At 69.0% G+C, this 17,812-nt stretch carries 14 protein-coding genes; 7 read left to right on the top strand and 7 right to left on the bottom strand.

Features of this window, described 5'->3' with window-relative positions; genetic code table 11:
- Positions 1-58 precede the first annotated feature (58 nt).
- Positions 59-1,048: a UDP-glucose 4-epimerase GalE gene (galE, locus tag ACFPN9_RS12795; protein WP_066718013.1), complete on the top strand. Its 990-nt coding sequence runs from the start codon at positions 59-61 to the stop codon at positions 1,046-1,048.
- 11 nt (positions 1,049-1,059) lie between these two features.
- Here the strand turns inward: galE and rnk are convergent, their stop codons facing one another.
- Complete coding sequence (rnk, locus tag ACFPN9_RS12800; protein ID WP_066718016.1) at positions 1,060-1,485, bottom strand: nucleoside diphosphate kinase regulator; 426 nt, start codon at positions 1,483-1,485, stop codon at positions 1,060-1,062.
- A gap of 148 nt (positions 1,486-1,633) precedes the next feature.
- The gene (locus ACFPN9_RS12805; RefSeq protein ID WP_156446444.1) at positions 1,634-1,849 is read right to left on the bottom strand and encodes a hypothetical protein; all 216 of its coding nucleotides are present in this window, start codon (positions 1,847-1,849) and stop codon (positions 1,634-1,636) included.
- Between ACFPN9_RS12805 and ACFPN9_RS12810 the strand changes: the two genes are divergently transcribed.
- Both ACFPN9_RS12810 and ACFPN9_RS12815 read left to right on the top strand, forming a co-directional pair.
- Entirely contained in the window at positions 1,848-3,092 is a 1,245-nt protein-coding gene (locus tag ACFPN9_RS12810) for a lytic murein transglycosylase (protein ID WP_082735410.1), read from the top strand. The two genes, ACFPN9_RS12805 and ACFPN9_RS12810, sit on opposite strands and share 2 nt — an antisense overlap.
- Before the next feature lie 62 nt (positions 3,093-3,154).
- The gene (locus ACFPN9_RS12815; protein WP_066718019.1) at positions 3,155-4,378 is read left to right on the top strand and encodes an SGNH/GDSL hydrolase family protein; all 1,224 of its coding nucleotides are present in this window, start codon (positions 3,155-3,157) and stop codon (positions 4,376-4,378) included.
- 43 nt (positions 4,379-4,421) lie between these two features.
- Here the strand turns inward: ACFPN9_RS12815 and ACFPN9_RS12820 are convergent, their stop codons facing one another.
- On the bottom strand, positions 4,422-5,846 hold the full coding sequence (locus tag ACFPN9_RS12820; RefSeq protein WP_066718022.1) for a glutamate synthase subunit beta: 1,425 nt from the start codon (positions 5,844-5,846) through the stop codon (positions 4,422-4,424).
- A gap of 112 nt (positions 5,847-5,958) precedes the next feature.
- Positions 5,959-10,689, bottom strand: a complete 4,731-nt coding sequence (gltB, locus tag ACFPN9_RS12825; protein WP_066718025.1) for a glutamate synthase large subunit — start codon at positions 10,687-10,689, stop codon at positions 5,959-5,961.
- 591 nt (positions 10,690-11,280) lie between these two features.
- Between gltB and ACFPN9_RS12830 the strand changes: the two genes are divergently transcribed.
- The 3 genes from ACFPN9_RS12830 to ACFPN9_RS12840 all read left to right on the top strand — a co-directional run bounded on the left by ACFPN9_RS12830 (position 11,281) and on the right by ACFPN9_RS12840 (position 13,810).
- Positions 11,281-11,673: an MAPEG family protein gene (locus ACFPN9_RS12830; protein WP_066718028.1), complete on the top strand. Its 393-nt coding sequence runs from the start codon at positions 11,281-11,283 to the stop codon at positions 11,671-11,673.
- A 49-nt stretch (positions 11,674-11,722) separates the two neighbouring features.
- Complete coding sequence (locus ACFPN9_RS12835; protein WP_066718031.1) at positions 11,723-12,787, top strand: threonine aldolase family protein; 1,065 nt, start codon at positions 11,723-11,725, stop codon at positions 12,785-12,787.
- Positions 12,788-12,874: 87 nt separating this feature from the next.
- Positions 12,875-13,810 (top strand): hypothetical protein, encoded by a 936-nt coding sequence (locus ACFPN9_RS12840; RefSeq protein WP_377817151.1) that lies wholly within the window; start codon positions 12,875-12,877, stop codon positions 13,808-13,810.
- 86 nt (positions 13,811-13,896) lie between these two features.
- Here the strand turns inward: ACFPN9_RS12840 and ACFPN9_RS12845 are convergent, their stop codons facing one another.
- Positions 13,897-14,370, bottom strand: coding sequence for an Hsp20 family protein (locus ACFPN9_RS12845; RefSeq protein ID WP_066720097.1), 474 nt, complete (start codon positions 14,368-14,370; stop codon positions 13,897-13,899).
- 211 nt (positions 14,371-14,581) lie between these two features.
- On the opposite strand from ACFPN9_RS12845, the gene ACFPN9_RS12850 reads away from it, so the two are divergent.
- The gene (locus ACFPN9_RS12850) at positions 14,582-15,646 is read left to right on the top strand and encodes an alpha/beta hydrolase (RefSeq protein ID WP_082734917.1); all 1,065 of its coding nucleotides are present in this window, start codon (positions 14,582-14,584) and stop codon (positions 15,644-15,646) included.
- On the opposite strand, the gene hisN is transcribed toward ACFPN9_RS12850, so the two are convergent.
- Entirely contained in the window at positions 15,551-16,333 is a 783-nt protein-coding gene (hisN, locus tag ACFPN9_RS12855; protein ID WP_066720073.1) for a histidinol-phosphatase, read from the bottom strand. The two genes, ACFPN9_RS12850 and hisN, sit on opposite strands and share 96 nt — an antisense overlap.
- 328 nt (positions 16,334-16,661) lie before the next feature.
- A complete protein-coding gene (locus ACFPN9_RS12860; protein WP_066720071.1) occupies positions 16,662-17,582 on the bottom strand; it encodes an N-formylglutamate amidohydrolase in 921 nt (306 codons plus the stop codon).
- Positions 17,583-17,812: the final 230 nt, after the last annotated feature.

Genomic DNA, 17,812 nt, shown 5'->3' on the forward strand with positions numbered 1-17,812 from the left:
AGACCGTGAACGCCTTTTGCGTCGGGCGGTTCCTGGCGACGGAAGGTGTCGGAAAACGATGACGGTCCTTGTTTCGGGCGGAGCCGGTTATATCGGCAGTCACATGGTTCTGGAACTGCTGGACCGTGGCGAGAGCGTGGTCGTTCTGGACAATCTCTCGACCGGCTTCTGGTGGGCGGTCCCCAAGGAAGTCCCGCTGATCCAGGGCGACGTCGCCGATCAGGATCTCGTCGCCCGCATCATCGCCGAACACGGCATCACCGAGATCGCCCATTTCGCCGCGAAGATCGTCGTGCCGGAATCAGTGGCCGACCCGCTGGGCTACTATCTCAACAACACGGTGAAGACGCGGGCGCTGCTGGAGAGCGCGGTCCGCGGCGGCGTCCGACGCGTCATCTTCTCCTCGACCGCGGCGGTCTATGGCGAACCGCCGGTAAGCCCGGTGCCGGAGGAGATCGAGCTCAACCCGATCAACCCCTATGGCCGCTCCAAGCTGATGAGCGAGTGGATGCTCGCCGATGCGGCGAAGGCGCATGGGCTGGGCTACGTCGTGCTGCGCTATTTCAACGTGGCGGGGGCCGATCCCCGCGGCCGTTCCGGCCAGTCCTCGCCCAACGCGACGCATCTGATCAAGGTCGCCGGCCAGGCGGCGCTGGGCCAGCGTGACGGCCTCGAGGTCTTCGGCACCGATTACCCGACGCCGGACGGGACCTGCGTCCGCGACTACATCCACGTCACCGACCTCGCCCGCGCCCATCTCGCGGCGCTCGACCATCTGCGCGGCGGCGGCGCGAGCCTGACCCTCAATTGCGGCTATGGCCGAGGCTATTCGGTGAAGCAGGTCGTCGAGGTGGTGAAGAAGGTCTCCGGGGTCGATTTCCCGGTGAAGTTCTCGGGCCGCCGTGCCGGCGACCCGGCCGCCCTCGTCGCGAAGGCCGACCGGATCCGCAACGAGCTCGGCTGGAAGCCGGAGCATGAGGATCTCGAGGAGATCGTTCGCCAGGCGCTGGCCTGGGAGGACAGCCTGAAGACCCGCAACGCGGTCTGAGCGATCCGGGCTCAGCCCGTCGCGGCCAGTTCGGCGGGATCGCGCACCGCCGTCACCGTCAGGCGACGTCGCTCGGCTGTCCGCGTCACCCAGTCGATCGACTTGCCGGCAGCCATGCCGATCAGGGCCGCGCCGATCGGCGTCATGACCGAGATCCGCCCGGCGTCGATGTCGGCCTCTTCAGGGCGCACGAGCGTGATGGTGCTTTCCTTGCCGGACCCCTCGTCCCGGAAGGTGACGCCGCTGCCAATCCGGACATGATCGCCTGAATGCCGCCCGGGCGGGAGAATGCGCGCGCGGTCGAGCTCGCGGGCCAGCGCCTCCGCCAGATCGGCCAGCCGCTCGCCGGCGCCGTCGACGGCACGGCTCAGCAGGAGATGGTCCTCGGCGGTGAGCACGATGGCGGGACGCGCGGAGCGCTTGGTGGCGGAATTCATGCTGTTTCCTGATGGTCTGTCGCAGGCTGGCGACGCGTTTCGATCGCGCCGGCGACAGCCGTGGGACGATGGGTGATAGGCTGAAAATGCTGCCGATCGGCGCTTTGGCGACCCCGAACCCGGAGCGCACAGCGCAGCGGGCGCGGGGCTAGGAGCCCGCGATGAAGGAACCGGAACGGCGAAAGCCGCAGCAGATGATCGACAGCCGGATCATGCGCAGAGGCTCGGCCATGCCGCCGGCTTTGTCAAATCGGCGCGATCCTCCGACGCCGAGCCCAAGGATTGCCGCCGGGCTTAACCTTTGGTTAATCTTGTTCGGGCGCTCTGGAGCGGCCCTTTTTCTCCAGCCGTCCGGGTTTGTCATGCGCCTGTCCGTCATCGCCGCAACGGCCCTGATCAGCCTGGCGCCTGCCCTCGCCCAGACGACCGGTTCGATCAGCAATTCAGCCGCCCGCACGCGCGAGGCTCCGCCGACGCCGGCGCCGCGCCCTGCGGAGAGCGATTTCGGCGGCTTCCTCCAGCGCCTCTGGCCGCAAGCCCAGGCCCGCGGCATCTCGCGCGCGACCTTCGACCTCGCCTTCCGCGGCGTGACGCCGGACCCCGCCATTGCCGCTCTGACGAAGAAGCAGTCGGAATTCAGCGCGCCGATCTGGGGCTATCTCAACAGCGCGGTCGGCGGCACGCGCATTCCCCGCGGCCGCGATGCGGCCGCCGACAACGCCTCGGTGCTGGCGCAGGTCGAGGCGCGCTACGGCGTGCCGAAGGAGATCGTGCTCGGCGTCTGGGGCATGGAAACCAATTACGGCTCGTTCAAGGGCGACAAGGACACGATCCGCTCGCTGGCGACGCTCGCCCATCTGCGCTATCGCGGCGACTTCTTCCGCGACGAACTGCTGACCGCGCTAGAACTGATCGAGGAAGGCCATGTCGAGCGCCGCGAGCTGCGCGGCTCCTGGGCCGGCGCGATGGGCCACACCCAGTTCATGCCGTCGAGCTACCGCAAATACGCGGTCGATTTCACCGGCGACGGCCATGCCGACATCTGGAGCTCGACCGCCGACGCGCTCGCCTCCACCGCCAACTACCTCAAGGGCCATGGCTGGGTGCCGGGCCTGCCCTGGGGTCTCGAGGTCTCGCTGCCGCAGGGCTTCGACCACAGGCTGAACCGGGCGAGCTTTGCACAGTTCGCCTCCGCCGGCGTGCGCAAGGCCGATGGCGGGCGCCTGCCCTCCTCCGGCGAGGGGCGGTTGTTCTACCCCGCCGGCCATCGCGGCCCGGTGATGCTGCTGACGGCGAATTTCGACGTCATCAAGAAGTACAACTCGTCGGATGCCTATGCCCTCGCCGTCGGCCATCTCGGCGACCGCATCCTGGGGCGCCCGGAGATCCAGGCCGACTGGCCGGTGCAGGCGCCGCGCCTCGACAAGGCCGGCATCCAGGACCTGCAGCGCCGGCTCAAGACGCTCGGCCTCTACGACCACGACGCCGACGGGCGCATCGGCACCGGCACGCGCGAGGCGGTGCGCCAGTACCAGCTCCGCCAGGGCGAGATCCCCGATGGCTGGCCGACGCCGGCCCTGCTCGTAAGGCTGCGCGGCGCGCGCTGACGGGCGCCGCGTCTTCGGCTATGCTGGCGCCGCCCCGCCGAGAGGCACGGATCGAGAGCCCGATGCGGTTGCGCGCCCTTCTCACGATGCTTGCTGTGGCCGGCCTGCTGCTCCTGACCGGCGGGCCGACGTCGTTCGCGCAGCAGGCACGGCAGGCCCAGCCGCAACAGCCGCAGCAGCGCAGCTTCTTCCAGCTCTTCTGGCAGCAGCCGGCGCAGCCCCAGGTCGTCCAGCCGCAGCGACAGCGCGTTGCGCCGGTGGTGCGCCGCCGCCCGGCCGCGCCTGTCGTCGTCCGCGACGATCCCGTCATCCCCAAGGTCGACGTCGCCCACCACATTCTGGTCATCGGCGACTCCCTCGCCAACCTTCTGGCCGATGGGCTGGAGGACGCGCTGGAAGACCGGCCCGATCTCGGCGTGATCGCGAAAGCCAAGCCGGATTCCGGCCTCGTCCGCAGCGATTTCCACGACTGGCCGAAGGTCGCCGCCGACCTCGTCGCGGCCGACACCAAGGTCGGCCTCGCCGTCATGCTGATCGGCCTGAATGACCGCCAGGCCCTGCGCGAAGGCGAGACGGTGCACGAGCCGCTGAGCCCGCGCTGGCTCGAACTCTATCGCGAGCGCATCCAGGCGGTGGCGCAGGTCTTCGCGTCGCGGCGGATTCCGCTGATCTGGGTCGGCGCGCCGCCCGTCCAGAACGCGCGGCTTTCCACCGACCTCGTCACCTTCAACGATCTCTACCGCCAGCAGGTCGAACGCGCCGGCGGGCAATATGTCGACCTCTGGGGCGCCTTCGTCGACAGCGAGAACCGCTATGCCGCCATGGGTCCGGACGTCTCGGGCCAGACCACGCGTCTGCGGCTCGGCGACGGCATCCATTTCACCAGCGCCGGGGCCCGCAAGGCGGCCCATTTCGTCGATGTGCTGGTGCGGCGGCTGTTCGCCCCCGGCCTCCAGAGCGGCATCATCGCCCTGCCCGTCTCGCCGGAGACGGGAGCGCCGATCAATCCCGAACTCCAGGCGGGCGGCATCGAACGGCTGATCGACCAGATGGTCGCGGGCGTGCCGGTGATCAGCCTGCCCGCCGCGCTCCAGGCCAAGCCGGCGGCGGGGCCGATCCTGCCGCTGACCGGCACGGCGGGGCCGGGCGAGCAGGCCCTGCTGGTCTCGATCCCCGAGGCCCGCGGCCGCGGCGAGCTCGCCGGCCAGCTCGACCGCATCTTCGGGGAAGGCATCCTGCCCGAACCCAAGCCGGGACGCCTGGACGATCACCGCTGGCCGCGGTGATTAACGTCATGGTCGGGTCACGCCCGACCATCCCGGAAACCCATCACACCGGCAGGATCGTCTCGCCCATCAGGTGCTTGTCGATCGCATGCGCCGCCTGGCGGCCCTCGCGGATCGCCCAGACGACGAGCGACTGGCCGCGCCGCATGTCGCCGGCGACGAAGACCTTGTCGACGCTGGTGCGGTAGTCGCTGTCATTGGCGACGACATTGGCGCGCTTGTCCACGGCCGCGCCCGACTGCGCGATCATGCCCTCGATCACCGAGCCGGCGAAGCCGATGGCGAGGAAGCAGAGATCGGCCTGCAGCGTGAACTCCGTGCCCGGGATCGGCTTGCGCTTCTCGTCGACACGGACGCATTTCACGCCGGTCAGCTTGCCGTTGCGGCCTTCGAGCCCGAGCGTCGCCGCCTGGAACTCGCGCTCGGCGCCCTCGGCCTGCGAGGAGGAGGTGCGGAACTTCGTCGGCCAATAGGGCCAGACGGTGAGCTTGTCCTCGATCTGCGGCGCCATCGGCCTGATGTCGAGCTGCGTCACCGAGAGCGCGCCCTGGCGGAAGGCGGTGCCGACGCAGTCCGACGCCGTGTCGCCGCCACCGACCACGACGACATGCTTGCCGCCGGCCAGGATCGGCGTGATGCCCGAGACGTCCTCGCCGCCGACCCGCTTGTTCTGCTGGGTCAGGTAGGGCATCGCGTAGTGCACGCCGTCGAGATTGGTGTCCGGCAGGCCGGGATCGCGGGGCACCTCGGCGCCGCCGCTCATCAGCACGGCGTCGTAGCCATCGACCAGCTCGCGGAAGGGCAGCGTCACGCCGATGTTGACGTTGTAGTGGAAGGTGACGCCCTCGGCCTCCATCTGCTTCACGCGACGGTCGATGTGCTTCTTTTCCATCTTGAAGTCGGGGATGCCGTAGCGCAGCAGGCCGCCGGCGCGGGCCTCGCGCTCATAGACATGGACCTCGTGGCCGACGCGGGCGAGCTGCTGCGCCGCGGCGAGGCCCGCGGGGCCAGAGCCGACGACGGCGATCTTCTTGCCGGTGCGGATCGCGGCCGGCTCGGGCACGATCCAGCCCTCCTGCCAGCCCTTGTCGGCGATCGCCTGCTCGATCGTCTTGATCGTGACCGGCATGTTCTCGAGGTTCAGCGTGCAGGCTTCCTCGCAGGGCGCGGGGCAGATGCGGCCGGTGAACTCCGGGAAGTTGTTGGTGGAGTGGAGGTTGCGCAGCGCATCCTCCCAGCCGCCGGAATAGACCAGCTCGTTCCAGTCCGGGATCTGGTTGTGGACCGGGCAGCCGGTCGGCCCATGGCAGAACGGGATGCCGCAATCCATGCAGCGCGCCGCCTGCTTCTTGACGTCGCGCTCCTCCAGCGGGAGCGTGAACTCCCGGAAATGACGGATGCGGTCGCCGGCGAGCTGATACTTCTGCTCCTGCCGGTCATATTCGAGAAAGCCGGTGACCTTGCCCATGCCTGTGTCTCTCGCCGTCCCGCCCGGCTCAGCCGGGCATCCCCGCGGGGCGGGGCGCCTGTCCCGATGAAGCCCCGGGGCGGCAGAAGCCCGCCCGGGACCGACCCTCGTGTTATTCCGCCGCCTGCAGCGAGCGCGCCTGTTCCATCTCGCGCAGCGCCCGGCGGTACTCGACCGGCATCACCTTGACGAACTTGGTCCGGTAATCGGCCCAGTTCTCCAGGATGCGCCTGGCCGTCTCCGAACCGGTGTAGTCGACATGGTTCGTCAGCATCTGCATCAGGCGCTCCTCGTCATGGCCCGACATGTTGGCCATGTCGATGCGGCCCTTGTGCTCGAGATCGCCGCCATGATGGTGCAGCCGCTCCATCAGGTCCTCTTCCTCCTCGACCGGTTCGAGATCGACCATGGAGAGGTTGCAGCGCTGCGGGAAGGTCCCGTCCTCGTCGAGCACATAGGCGATGCCACCCGACATGCCGGCCGCGAAGTTGCGCCCCGTCGGGCCGATCACCGCGACGACGCCGCCCGTCATGTACTCGCAGCCATGGTCGCCCGTGCCCTCGACCACGGCGACCGCACCCGAATTGCGGACGGCGAAGCGCTCGCCGGCGATGCCGCGGAAATAGGCCTCGCCCGAGATCGCGCCGTAGAGCACCGTGTTGCCGACGATGATCGAGCGCTCCGGCACCGCCTTCGAGGCCGGGTCCGGCTTCACGATCAGCTTGCCGCCCGACAGGCCCTTGCCGACATAGTCGTTGGCCTGGCCCGTCAGCTCGACGGTCACGCCTGCTGCGAGGAAGGCGGCGAAGCTCTGGCCCGAGGTGCCCGAGAGCTTCACCGTGATGGTGTCCTCCGGCAGGCCGGCATGGCCGTACTTCTTGGCGACGGCGCCCGACAGCATCGCGCCGACGCTGCGGTCGACATTGCAAACCGGGTGCTCGAGCACCACCGGCGTGCCGGTCTCCAGCGCGTCCTGCGCGCCCTCGATCAGCTTGCGGTCGAGCACATCGTCGATCGGATGCTTCTGCAGCTCGACATGGCGGATCGCCACGTCCGGCAGATCGACCTTGTGGAACAGCCGCGAGAAATCGAGCCCCTTGGCCTTCCAGTGGTCGATCGCCTCGCGCTTGTCGAGCAGGTCCGAGCGGCCGACGATCTCGTCGAGGCGGGTGAAGCCCATCTCGGCCAGGATCTTCCGCACGTCCTCGGCGACGAAGAAGAAGTAGTTGATGACGTGCTCGGGCAGGCCCTTGAAGCGCTTGCGCAGCACCGGATCCTGCGTCGCGACGCCGACCGGGCAGGTGTTGAGATGGCACTTGCGCATCATGATGCAGCCTGCCGCGATGAGCGGGGCGGTCGAGAAGCCGAACTCGTCGGCCCCGAGCAGCGCGCCGATGACGACGTCGCGGCCCGTGCGCAGGCCGCCATCGACCTGCAGCGCGACGCGGCCGCGCAGCTGGTTGAGGACGAGCGTCTGCTGCGTCTCGGCGAGCCCGATCTCCCAGGGCGAGCCGGCATGCTTCAGCGAGGTCAGCGGGCTCGCGCCCGTGCCGCCCTCGAAGCCCGAGATGGTGATGTGGTCGGCGCGCGACTTGGCGACGCCGGCCGCGACCGTGCCCACCCCGATCTCGGAGACGAGCTTCACCGAGACATCCGCCGTTGGGTTGACGTTCTTCAGGTCGAAGATCAGCTGCGCCAGATCCTCGATCGAATAGATGTCGTGATGCGGTGGCGGCGAGATCAGTCCGACGCCCGGGGTCGAATGCCGGACCTTGGCGATCTTCGCATCGACCTTGTGGCCGGGCAGCTGGCCGCCCTCGCCGGGCTTGGCACCCTGCGCGACCTTGATCTGCATGACGTCAGCATTGACGAGATATTCGGTCGTCACGCCGAAGCGGCCGGACGCGATCTGCTTGATCGCGGAGCGCTTCGAGCGCCCGTCGGCCATCGGCTTGAAGCGGATCGGCTCCTCGCCGCCCTCGCCGGTGTTCGACTTGCCGCCGATCTGGTTCATCGCGATCGCGATGGTCTCGTGCGCTTCGCGCGAGATCGACCCGAAGGACATCGCGCCCGTGGCGAAGCGCTTGACGATCTCGGAGGCCGGCTCGACGCTCTCCAGCGGCACCGGCGCGCGGCCGTTGTCGCGCGCCTGCTTCAGCTTGAACAGGCCGCGGATCGTGGTCAGCCGCTGCGCCTCGTCATTCACCTGCTGCGCGAAGGCCTCGTAGCGGTCCTGGGCGTTGAGGCGCACCGCATGCTGCAGCGAGGCGACGACGTCCGGCGTCCAGACATGCTCCTCGCCGCGGATGCGGTAGACATATTCGCCGCCGATATCGAGACTGTTGCGATAGACCGGCGCGTCGCCGAAGGCGTCCTTGTGGCGGCTGACGCTCTCCAGCGCGACCTCCTCCAGGCCGACGCCCTCGATCGCGGTCGCCGTGCCGAAGAAGTAGCGCTCGACGAAGTCGCTGCGCAGGCCGACCGCGTCGAAGATCTGCGCGCCGCAATAGGACTGGTAGGTCGAGATGCCCATCTTGGACATGACCTTCAGCACGCCCTTGCCGACGGACTTGATGTAGCGCTTCACCACCTCATAGGCGTCGACCTCGGTCGGGAAGGCGCCCTGCTCGTGCAGGTCAAGCAGCGTGTCGAAGGCGAGATAGGGGTTGATCGCCTCCGCCCCATAGCCGGCGAGGCAGCAGAAATGGTGGATCTCGCGCGGCTCGCCCGATTCCACGACGAGGCCGACCGAGGTGCGCAGACCCTTGCGGATCAGGTGATGATGCACGGCCGCCGTCGCCAGCAGCGCCGGGATCGGGATCCGGTCCGGCCCGACCAGGCGGTCGGACAGGATGATGATGTTGTAGCCGCCATGGACCGCCGCCTCGGCGCGCTCGCAGAGGCGTTCCAGCGCCGCCGCCATGCCGCCCGCACCGTCGCGCGCCGGATAGGTGAAGTCGATCGTCTTGGTGTCGAAGCGATCCTCATAATGGCCGATGCAGCGGATCTTCTCGAGATCGTCATTGGTCAGGATCGGCTGGCGCACCTCGAGGCGCTTGCGCCGCGAGGTTCCCTCCAGGTCGAGGATGTTCGGCCGCGGCCCGATGAAGGAGAGCAGGCTCATCACCAGTTCCTCGCGGATCGGATCGATCGGCGGGTTGGTGACCTGGGCGAAGTTCTGCTTGAAATAGGTGTAGAGCAGCTTCGACTTCGACGAGAGCGCCGAGATCGGCGTGTCGGTGCCCATCGAGCCGACCGCTTCCTGCCCCGTCACCGCCATCGGCGCCATCAGCAGGCGGGTGTCCTCCTGCGTGTAACCGAAGGCCTGCTGGCGATCGAGCAGGGCGACGTCGGTGCGCTGCGCCCGCGCCTCGACCGGCGGCAGGTCCTCCAGCACGATCTGGGTGCGCTTCAGCCACTCCTTGTAGGGGTTGGCCTGGCACAGGCTCGCCTTGATCTCGTCGTCGCCGATGATCCGGCCCTCTTCGAGGTCGATCAGCAGCATCTTGCCGGGCTGCAGGCGCCACTTCTCGACGATCTTCTCCTCCGGGATCGGCAGCACGCCGAATTCGGAGGCGAGCACCACGAGCCCGTCATCGGTGACGAGATAGCGCGCCGGCCGCAGGCCGTTGCGGTCCAGCGTCGCGCCGATCTGCTTGCCGTCGGTGAAGGCGATCGCGGCCGGCCCGTCCCAGGGCTCCATCAGCGCGGCGTGGTATTCGTAGAAGGCGCGCCGCTCCTCATCCATCAGCGGGTTGCCGTTCCAGGCCTCGGGAACGAGCATCATCATCGCGTGCGCGAGCGAGTAGCCGCCCTGCACCAGGAATTCGAGCGCGTTGTCGAAGCAGGCGGTGTCGGACTGGCCCTCATAGGAGATCGGCCAGAGCTTCGAGATGTCAGGCCCGAACAGCTCGGAATCGACCGAAGCCTGCCGCGCCGCCATCCAGTTGACGTTGCCGCGCAGCGTGTTGATCTCGCCGTTATGGGCGACCATCCGGTAGGGATGCGCCAGCCGCCAGGACGGGAAGGTGTTGGTGGCGAAGCGCTGATGCACCAGCGCGATCGCGCTCTCGAAGCGCTCGTCCTGCAGATCCTTGAAATAGCTGCCGAGCTGGGTGACCAGCACCATGCCCTTGTAGACGATCGTGCGCGCCGACATCGAGACCGGGTAATAGGTCGCGGTGGCGCGGTCCTTCAGCTTGTAGACCTTGTTGGAGACGGACTTGCGCAGAACGTAGACCTTGCGCTCGAACTCCTCCTCCGTCGCGATTTCGGCCGGGCGGCCGACGAAGAGCTGGCGATGGACCGGCTCGGTCTCCTTCACCGCCTTGCCGAGATCGGAACCGTCGACGGGCACGTCGCGCCAGCCGAGGAAGATCAGCCCCTCTTCGGTCACCGTCTGCTCGACGATGTCCTCGCAGGTCTTCCGGTCGCCATTGTCGCGCGGCATGAAGAACTGGCCGATCGCGTAATGGCCGACATCCGGCAGGGTGATGCCGAGCGTCGCGCATTCCTCGCGGAAGAAGCGGTCCGGGATCTGGGTGAGGATGCCGCAGCCGTCGCCGAGCTTGGGATCGGCGCCGACCGCGCCGCGATGGTCGATGTTGAGCAGGATTTGCAGGCCCTGCGCGACGACGGCGTGGCTCTTGCGGTTCTTCATGTCGGCGATGAAGCCGACGCCGCAGGAATCCTTCTCCATCGACGGATCGTAGAGACCCTGGCGCACCGGCATCGCCGGATCGCGAACCTCGGGGAAGCGCTCGAAGGCCGGCGTGGCCGGCGTGGCGCCGCCCGAGGTCTCCGCGCGCTCGAAGGCGCCGCTCGACTGGCTGGTTTCGCTCATCGTCAAACCCCGCTTGCCACGGCCCGCCCAGCTTCCGCCGGAGGGCCACCTTGAGTCCATATCACCTGTCTGCCGCACCGGACCCGTCTTGACCCCGGCTCGCGAAGCCGCAGCAAGGACGGGGCCAACCGGGCCGCTCGCTTTGTCGTCGGAGGTGGCTTGCGCTGGTCTCGGGGCGCCCGCGTCCTCCGCAGGCGCTGAGGGCTTTCGCCCTGCCGCGCCTGTCAGGCTGCCGCTTTGCGGGCGGCGCGCGTACGATTGGCTTTGGCGTGTTTGGCCGCGCCTTTCGTCATCGATCCGCTCCGTTGCGTTTGGCACGACCGTTCTCCCAGAGGGGCCCGATCGGCACGGCGAAAAATGGGACAGCAACACTGTCCTATCTCGTGAATTTGCCAGAATTCCAATCTTCGCACAAGCGGTGAATCGACACCCTTCGGAAATTTTATGTTGAGTGAGCCCCGCATCCCGACATTTCTGGCATGACTGGCCGCGGAGAGCGCTCACTTCCTGTCGGGCCTGCCCCGCGGGGCTCTGGCGCCCCGAGGACCGGGCGCCTAGGCTGGCGGCTTCCGTATTCCATGGTCAGGCCCGATGTCGCTGGTGATCGTCCCCGTCTATGCCGCGCTGCTGGCGCTGCTTTTTGTCATGCTCTCCCTGTCGGTCGTCCGGCAGCGGCGTAGCGGCCGTGTCGCCATCGGCACGGCCGGAGACCGGGAACTAGAACGGCGCGTCCGCGTCCATGGCAATTTCGCCGAATACACGCCGCTCGCCTTGCTGCTGCTCGCCATGGCCGAGTTCCGTGGCGCGCCGGCCCTGCTGCTGCACGGGCTGTGCCTGTGCCTGCTCCTGGGACGCGCCAGCCATGCCTGGGGCGTCTCGCATCTCGATGAGGATCTGCGCTTCCGCGTCGCCGGCATGGTCGCGACCTTCCTCGCGCTGATCGCGGCCTCGCTGACCCTGCTCGTGCAGGCGCTGGTCGGCTAGGCGCCCGGCGCCCTTGGCGACGGCGCCGCCGATCTCTATCGCTGGCGGCATGAACTTCATCAGCGACAACATCGCGGGCGCCAGCCCGAAGGTCATGGCCGCGATCGCCGCCGCCAATGACGGACCGGCCTCGGCCTATGGCACGGATGGCTGGACGCAAGCCACTGAGCGACGCATCGCCGAGATCTTCGAGCATGAAGTCGCGGTCTTCCTCGTCACCAGCGGTACGGCGGCCAATGCCCTGGCGCTGGCGAGCCTGACCCGCCCTTGGGGTGCCGTCATCACCCATGAAGAGAGCCATGTCGCGGACGACGAATGCGGCGCGCCGGAATTCTTCAGCGACGGCGCCAAGCTGATCGGCCTGCCCGGCGCCGGCAACAAGCTCTCGCCCGCAGATGTCACCCAGACGCTGGCCCGCTTCCGCGAGGGCGCCCTGCATCAGGTCCAGCCGCAGGTGCTGTCGATCACCCAGGCCACCGAATGCGGCACGATCTACACGCCCTACGAAATCCGCGCGCTGAAGGCGGCCGCCGCGCCGCGCAGCCTTGCTCTGCACATGGACGGCGCCCGCTTCGCCAATGCGCTGGTGACGTTGGGCTGCAGCCCGGCCGAGACGACCTGGAAGGCGGGCATCGACGTGCTCTCCTTCGGCGGCACCAAGAACGGCGCCTGGGCGGCCGAGGCGGTCGTCTTCTTCGATCCCGCCCGCGCGGCCGAGATGAAATGGCGCCGCAAGCGCGCCGGCCAGACTCTCTCCAAGGGCCGGCTCATCGGCGCCCAGTTCGAGGGGCTGCTCGCCGACGGGCACTGGCTCGACCTGGCCCGCTATGCCAATGCGCTGGCGCAGCGCCTCGCCCAGGCGATCGGGCGCAGCACCCAGGCCCGCCTCGCCTGGCCCTGCCAGGCCAATGAAGTGTTTCTGATTTTGTCTCCGGCCCTGCAGGCACGGCTGAAAGCGGCAGGGGTCGGCTATATCGACTGGTCCGCGCGCGCGCTCCCGGTGGGCGAAGCGCTCGCCGAGGGCGAGGTGGTCGGCCGCTTCGTGATGTCCTTCGCCACGCCCGAAGCCGATGTGACCCGGCTGATCGCCCTGATCGAGGCCGCGGAGGGCTGAAACCCTCCCGCTTTCAGCCCCACGCCCGCCGCAATCCCTAAGGAAGACTGAACGCTTGTCAGTCCATCCTGGAAGGGTCTGCCCCTCATGGTTCTTCGTTCGACCGCGCCGACGCGCACCGCGCTGATGGGTCTGGCCGTCGCCGGCGCCCTCGCCGGCAGTGCCGGCTCCGCCTCGGCCCAGTACTATCTCGATGACGACGCGCCCTATCTCGAGCAGCGCTTCGGCTATGGCTACGGCTACCGCTATGTCGCGCCGCGCCCGCCGGCACCAATCCCGCAGCGCGCGATCTCACGCATCGCCGCCCGCGATCTGGGCCTGGTGCAGGTCGACCGCACCATCGCCACCGGCTCCGCCTATGTCGTCGACGGGCGCACCCGCAGCGGCGCCCGCATCCGCCTCATCCTCGATCCCTATAGCGGCCAGGAACTCGACCGGATCGTCCTGCAGCCGGCGCCCCGGCAGGCCCCGCGCGTCGCCCGCATCGAGCCGCGCGAGGAGGCAAAGCCGCGTCCGCCGCGGCTGACCCCGCAACCGCCGGAGCGCCCGCCTGTCCTGAAGCCGCCGGGGCAGGCGGCGGCCCCCGCCACCGCCACGCCGCCTTCGCCGGCCGCGCCGCCGCGGGCCGAACCGGCTCCGGCGCCCGCCAGGCCCCCCGCCGAGGCCAGCGCCCCCGCCACGGCGACGCCGCCCGCCCCGGCCGCTCCGCCCCGCGTCGAGCCGGCGCCGGTTGCGAAGCCGCCGGCCGAGGCCAGCGCCCCGGCGACGCAGATCCCGCCCGCGCCGGCCGCCCCTGCAGCCCCAGGCCCGGGCTCGACGGACCCTGTGAGCGGGGCGGAGAAGCCGCGCCTCGTCAATCCCACGGATGTGCGCGGCACCGAGGGCGGCGAGCGCACGCCGCCACTGGCCCGCACCGAGCAGCCCGGCATTCCCGCCCAGCTGCCGCCCGTGCAACCGCAGGATTCGACCTCGTCCCAACCGAAACCGGAGACGCCCGCCGTCCCTGTGACGCCGATGGAGTGAGCGCTCCCGCCTTCGTCTGCCACAACGAAAAAGCGCCCCCGGTTTCCCGGGGGCGCCTCTGTTTCAGGCGACGGACGCAGCAGCGATCAGGCGGCCTGAGCCGTCTCCACCTTGGCCTCGAGGACCTTCGCCTTGCCGCTGCCGATCGCGATCTGGCGCGGCTTCTTGGCCTCGGGGATCTCGCGGACGAGATCGATGTGGAGCAGCCCGTTCTCGAGGCTGGCGCCGGTCACATGCACATAGTCGGCGAGCTGGAAGCGGCGCTCGAAGGCGCGCGCGGCGATGCCCTGATGCAGGATCTCACGCTTCTCGCCATTGTCGTTGGCCTGCTTCTCGCCGCGCACCGTCAGCGCGTTCTCCTTGCTCTCGATCGAGAGGTCGGACTCGCCGAAGCCGGCGACCGCGATGGTGATGCGGTAGGCGTTCTCGGCCGTGCGCTCGATGTTGTAGGGCGGATAGCTCGGGGCCGAGTCGGTGCTGCCGACCTGGTCGAGCAGCGAGAACAGACGGTCGAAGCCGACGGTCGAGCGATAGAGCGGGGAAAGATCGAAGTGACGCATGATGTCCTCCAAAGAAGCGACGTCGATGTCCAGCCCGCCTCGTCTCGAGCGCGGGCCCGGTTCAGGTGCGTGCAGCCGTTCCGGCCTGCACGGAGCTGATCTGGGAAGACGTTTTCGGCTTTTCAAGAGGTCGTTCCGGCGGGCATAAACGGGGTCGGCGGATCGGTGGCGACGCCGCCCGGATCGCGAGCCAGCCGCCGGAAAGCCCGCCATGGCCGACGCCGAACTCTTCGCCCATCCCGATTATCCGATGCCGGGCCATGGCCGGGTCTGGTTTGCCCAGACGCGCGACGGCGCCAAGGTCCGCTTCGCGAGCTGGCGCCCGACGGTGAAGCCCGTGCGCGGCACCGTCGTCCTGGTGCAGGGTCGCGCCGAATTCATCGAGCGCTATGGCGAGACCGCCGCCGAACTGCGCCGGCGCGGCTTCCATGTGCTGACCTTCGACTGGCGCGGCCAAGGAGGCTCGCAGCGCTTCGTCCGCCGCGAGCGCAAGGGCCATGTCGGCTGGCTGCGCCATTACGAGGCGGATCTGGCGCTGGCCATGGCGCAGATGCAGGAGCGCTGCCCAGGCCCCTTTTTCGTCCTCGCTCATTCGATGGGGGCGGCCCTGTGCCTCGACGCCGCCCGCCGGGACGCCCTGCCCGTTTCCCGGCTGGTGGCGCTGGCGCCGATGCTCGAGCTCGCCATCATCGACAATCCGAGGGCCGCCAGCCGGCTTGCGAGCGTGCTGTTCTGGTTCGGCTTCGGCAAGGCCTTCGTGCCCGGCGGCGGCGACACCGCGATCGCGACCAAGCCCTTCGAGGGCAACCGCCTGAGCGGCGACCCTGTCCGCTATGCCCGCAACAGCGCGCTTTCGGCGGCCGCCCGCCATCTCAGCATCGGCGACCCGACCATCGCCTGGGTCCGCACCGCCTTCCGCCTGATGGCGCGGCTGGCCGCCCCCCACGCCGCCCGCGAGGTGCGCGTGCCGACGCTGGTGATCGCCGCCGGGCGCGACCGTGTCGTCTCGACACCGGCGATCGAGCGCTTCGCCGCGCGGCTGAAGACCGGAGGCGCGCTCGTCCTGCGCGAGGCGCGCCACGAGATCCTGATGGAGAGCGATCCGATCCGGGAGCAGTTCTGGGCCGCCTTCGACGCCTTCATTCCCGGCGAGGATGCACCGCTCGCAGCCGGCCCCGCTTCAGCCGGCGAGCCGCGCCAGCGCGGCCTCATGCAGCGCCTTGTTGGCGGCAGCGAGGATGCGCCCGCCGCCGGCGGCGCTGCCTCCGTCCCATGAGGTGACGATGCCGCCCGCGCCCTCGATGATCGGGATCAGCGCGACGATGTCATAAGGCTTCAGGCCGCTTTCGATCACGAGATCGACATGGCCCGCGGCGAGCATGCAATAGGCATAGCAGTCGCAGCCATAGCGGGCGAGCCGGACGGCCTCCTCGACACGGGCATAGGCCTGCGCCTCTTCGCCCTTGAAGAGGGCGGGCGAAGTCGTCATCAGCGTGGCGTCGGCCAGGTTTCGCACCTGGCGCGTGCGCAGGATGCGCGCTCCCCCCGGACCGTCATAGCGGGCTTCGCCGCCGTCGCCCCAGTAGCGCTCGCCGGTGAAGGGCTGGTGCATCATGCCGTAGACCGGCACGCCCCGGCGCGCCAGCCCGATCAGCGTGCCCCAGACGGGAATGCCGGAGATGAAGGCGCGCGTGCCATCGATCGGATCGAGCACCCAGCAATACTCGGCCTCGGCATTCTCGTTGCCGAACTCCTCGCCGATCACGCCATGGGCCGGGAACTGGCGCCGGATCAGATGGCGCATCACGGTCTCGCCGGCCTTGTCCCCCTCGGTGACGGGATCGAAGGCGCCGCCGCGCGACTTGTCTTCGAGCATGTGATGGGCGCGGAAGAAGGGCAGGATCGCCCGGCCGGACTGGGTGGCGAGCTCCGCCACGAAGGCTCCGAAATCGACCGCGCTCATGCTGGTTCCCCCTTGCGCCGATCCGCAGCGCCGCTCTTCTGATGATCGCCGGACCGGCCGAAGGCAAGCGGCCGGTGCTGGCCGCCCCGCTGGAGTGCGCCGTTCTGCGTCTGACGCATGCCTCATCCGCCGCCGGCTCGCGCAAAATTTTGGTCAGGCCACTTGCTTTTTTGCGCTGCACCGTCATATTGTGCACTGCGAAGGGGCGATGACCTCAAGCCTTCGTTGCCCTCCTTGGGCGTTTCCTCCCTAGACTTGGGCCGCCACGCAAGTGTGCGGCCCTTTTTTCTGTTGCGGTGGCAACGGCTTCATAGGGCCGTCATGCGCCCTACTCCGCCGCTTGGCGGAACCCGTCGAGCCAGCCGCTCCAGCGTGCGAAGCACTCGGCCATGGCCGCCGTGATCGCCTCCTCCAGCACGACGAAGCCGCCATGCGGCAGCAGCGTCGCCTCGTCCATGTAGAGGGCGCGGTTGATCTCGATCTGGAGCGTGTGAACGCCGGTGCCGGGCGCGCCGTAATGCTCGGTGATGAAGCCCCCCGCATAGGGCCGGTTGCGCGTCACGCTGAAGCCCAGCCGCGTGAAGGCGGCCTCGGCGACATCGGTGACGTAGCCGGCCGCGCTCGTGCCGAACCGATCCCCCAGGATGATATCGGGCTTCACCGGCCCCTCGCGGTCCAGCCCGGTCGAGGGCATCGAATGCGCGTCGACCAGGATGCAGGTGCCGAAGGCGCGCTGGGTCCGCTGCACCAGGTCGCGCAGCCCGGCGTGATAGGGCCGGTACAGCGAATCGATCCGCGTCAGCGCCTCCTCCACCGGAATCCGGCCGAAATAGATCTCGTGCGCGTCGCCGACGATGCGCGGGATCGTCCCCAGCCCGCCCGCGACCCGCAGGGAACGGGTGTTGGCGAAGGGCGGCAGCCGCCCCTCGAACATGCGCGGATCGAGCTCGTAGGGCTCGCGATTGACGTCGAGATAGGCCCGCGGGAACTCGGCCGCCAGCAGCGGCGCACCCAGAGTCACGCTGCGGGCGAAGAGCCGGTCGACATAGGCGTCCTCGGAGCGGCGCAGCGAGCGCAGCGGCAGCCTTGCGCGCTCGACGAAGGCCCGGGGATAGCGCCGGCCCGCATGCGGGACGTCGACCACCACCGGCACGATGTGCAGCGCCGGCTGATACAGCGTGTAGGGCCGCTCGATCTCGGCGACGACGTCTTCCGGGCCGGTGGAAAGGGGGCGGGATGGCTCGCTCATCGCCGCCGACAGAAGCACACAAAGCGGCTGGGTTGAAGCGCCACAGGCGCGCAGCGGCAAGCGCCCACGGATTCACCCGTTGTTTACCATACTGATGCCTTATAGAAACCGTGGGTTCCCACTGCGGGGGCGGGCCGATAACCCTGCCGCCGCGGTCGCGCGGGGATGGAGCGCGAATACGAGTCGAGACCGGGACCGGGCTACGCCGCCGGCCCCCGCTGCACCAGACA

This window comes from Allobosea massiliensis (assembly GCF_042655245.1).
Taxonomy (GTDB): domain Bacteria; phylum Pseudomonadota; class Alphaproteobacteria; order Rhizobiales; family Beijerinckiaceae; genus Allobosea; species Allobosea massiliensis.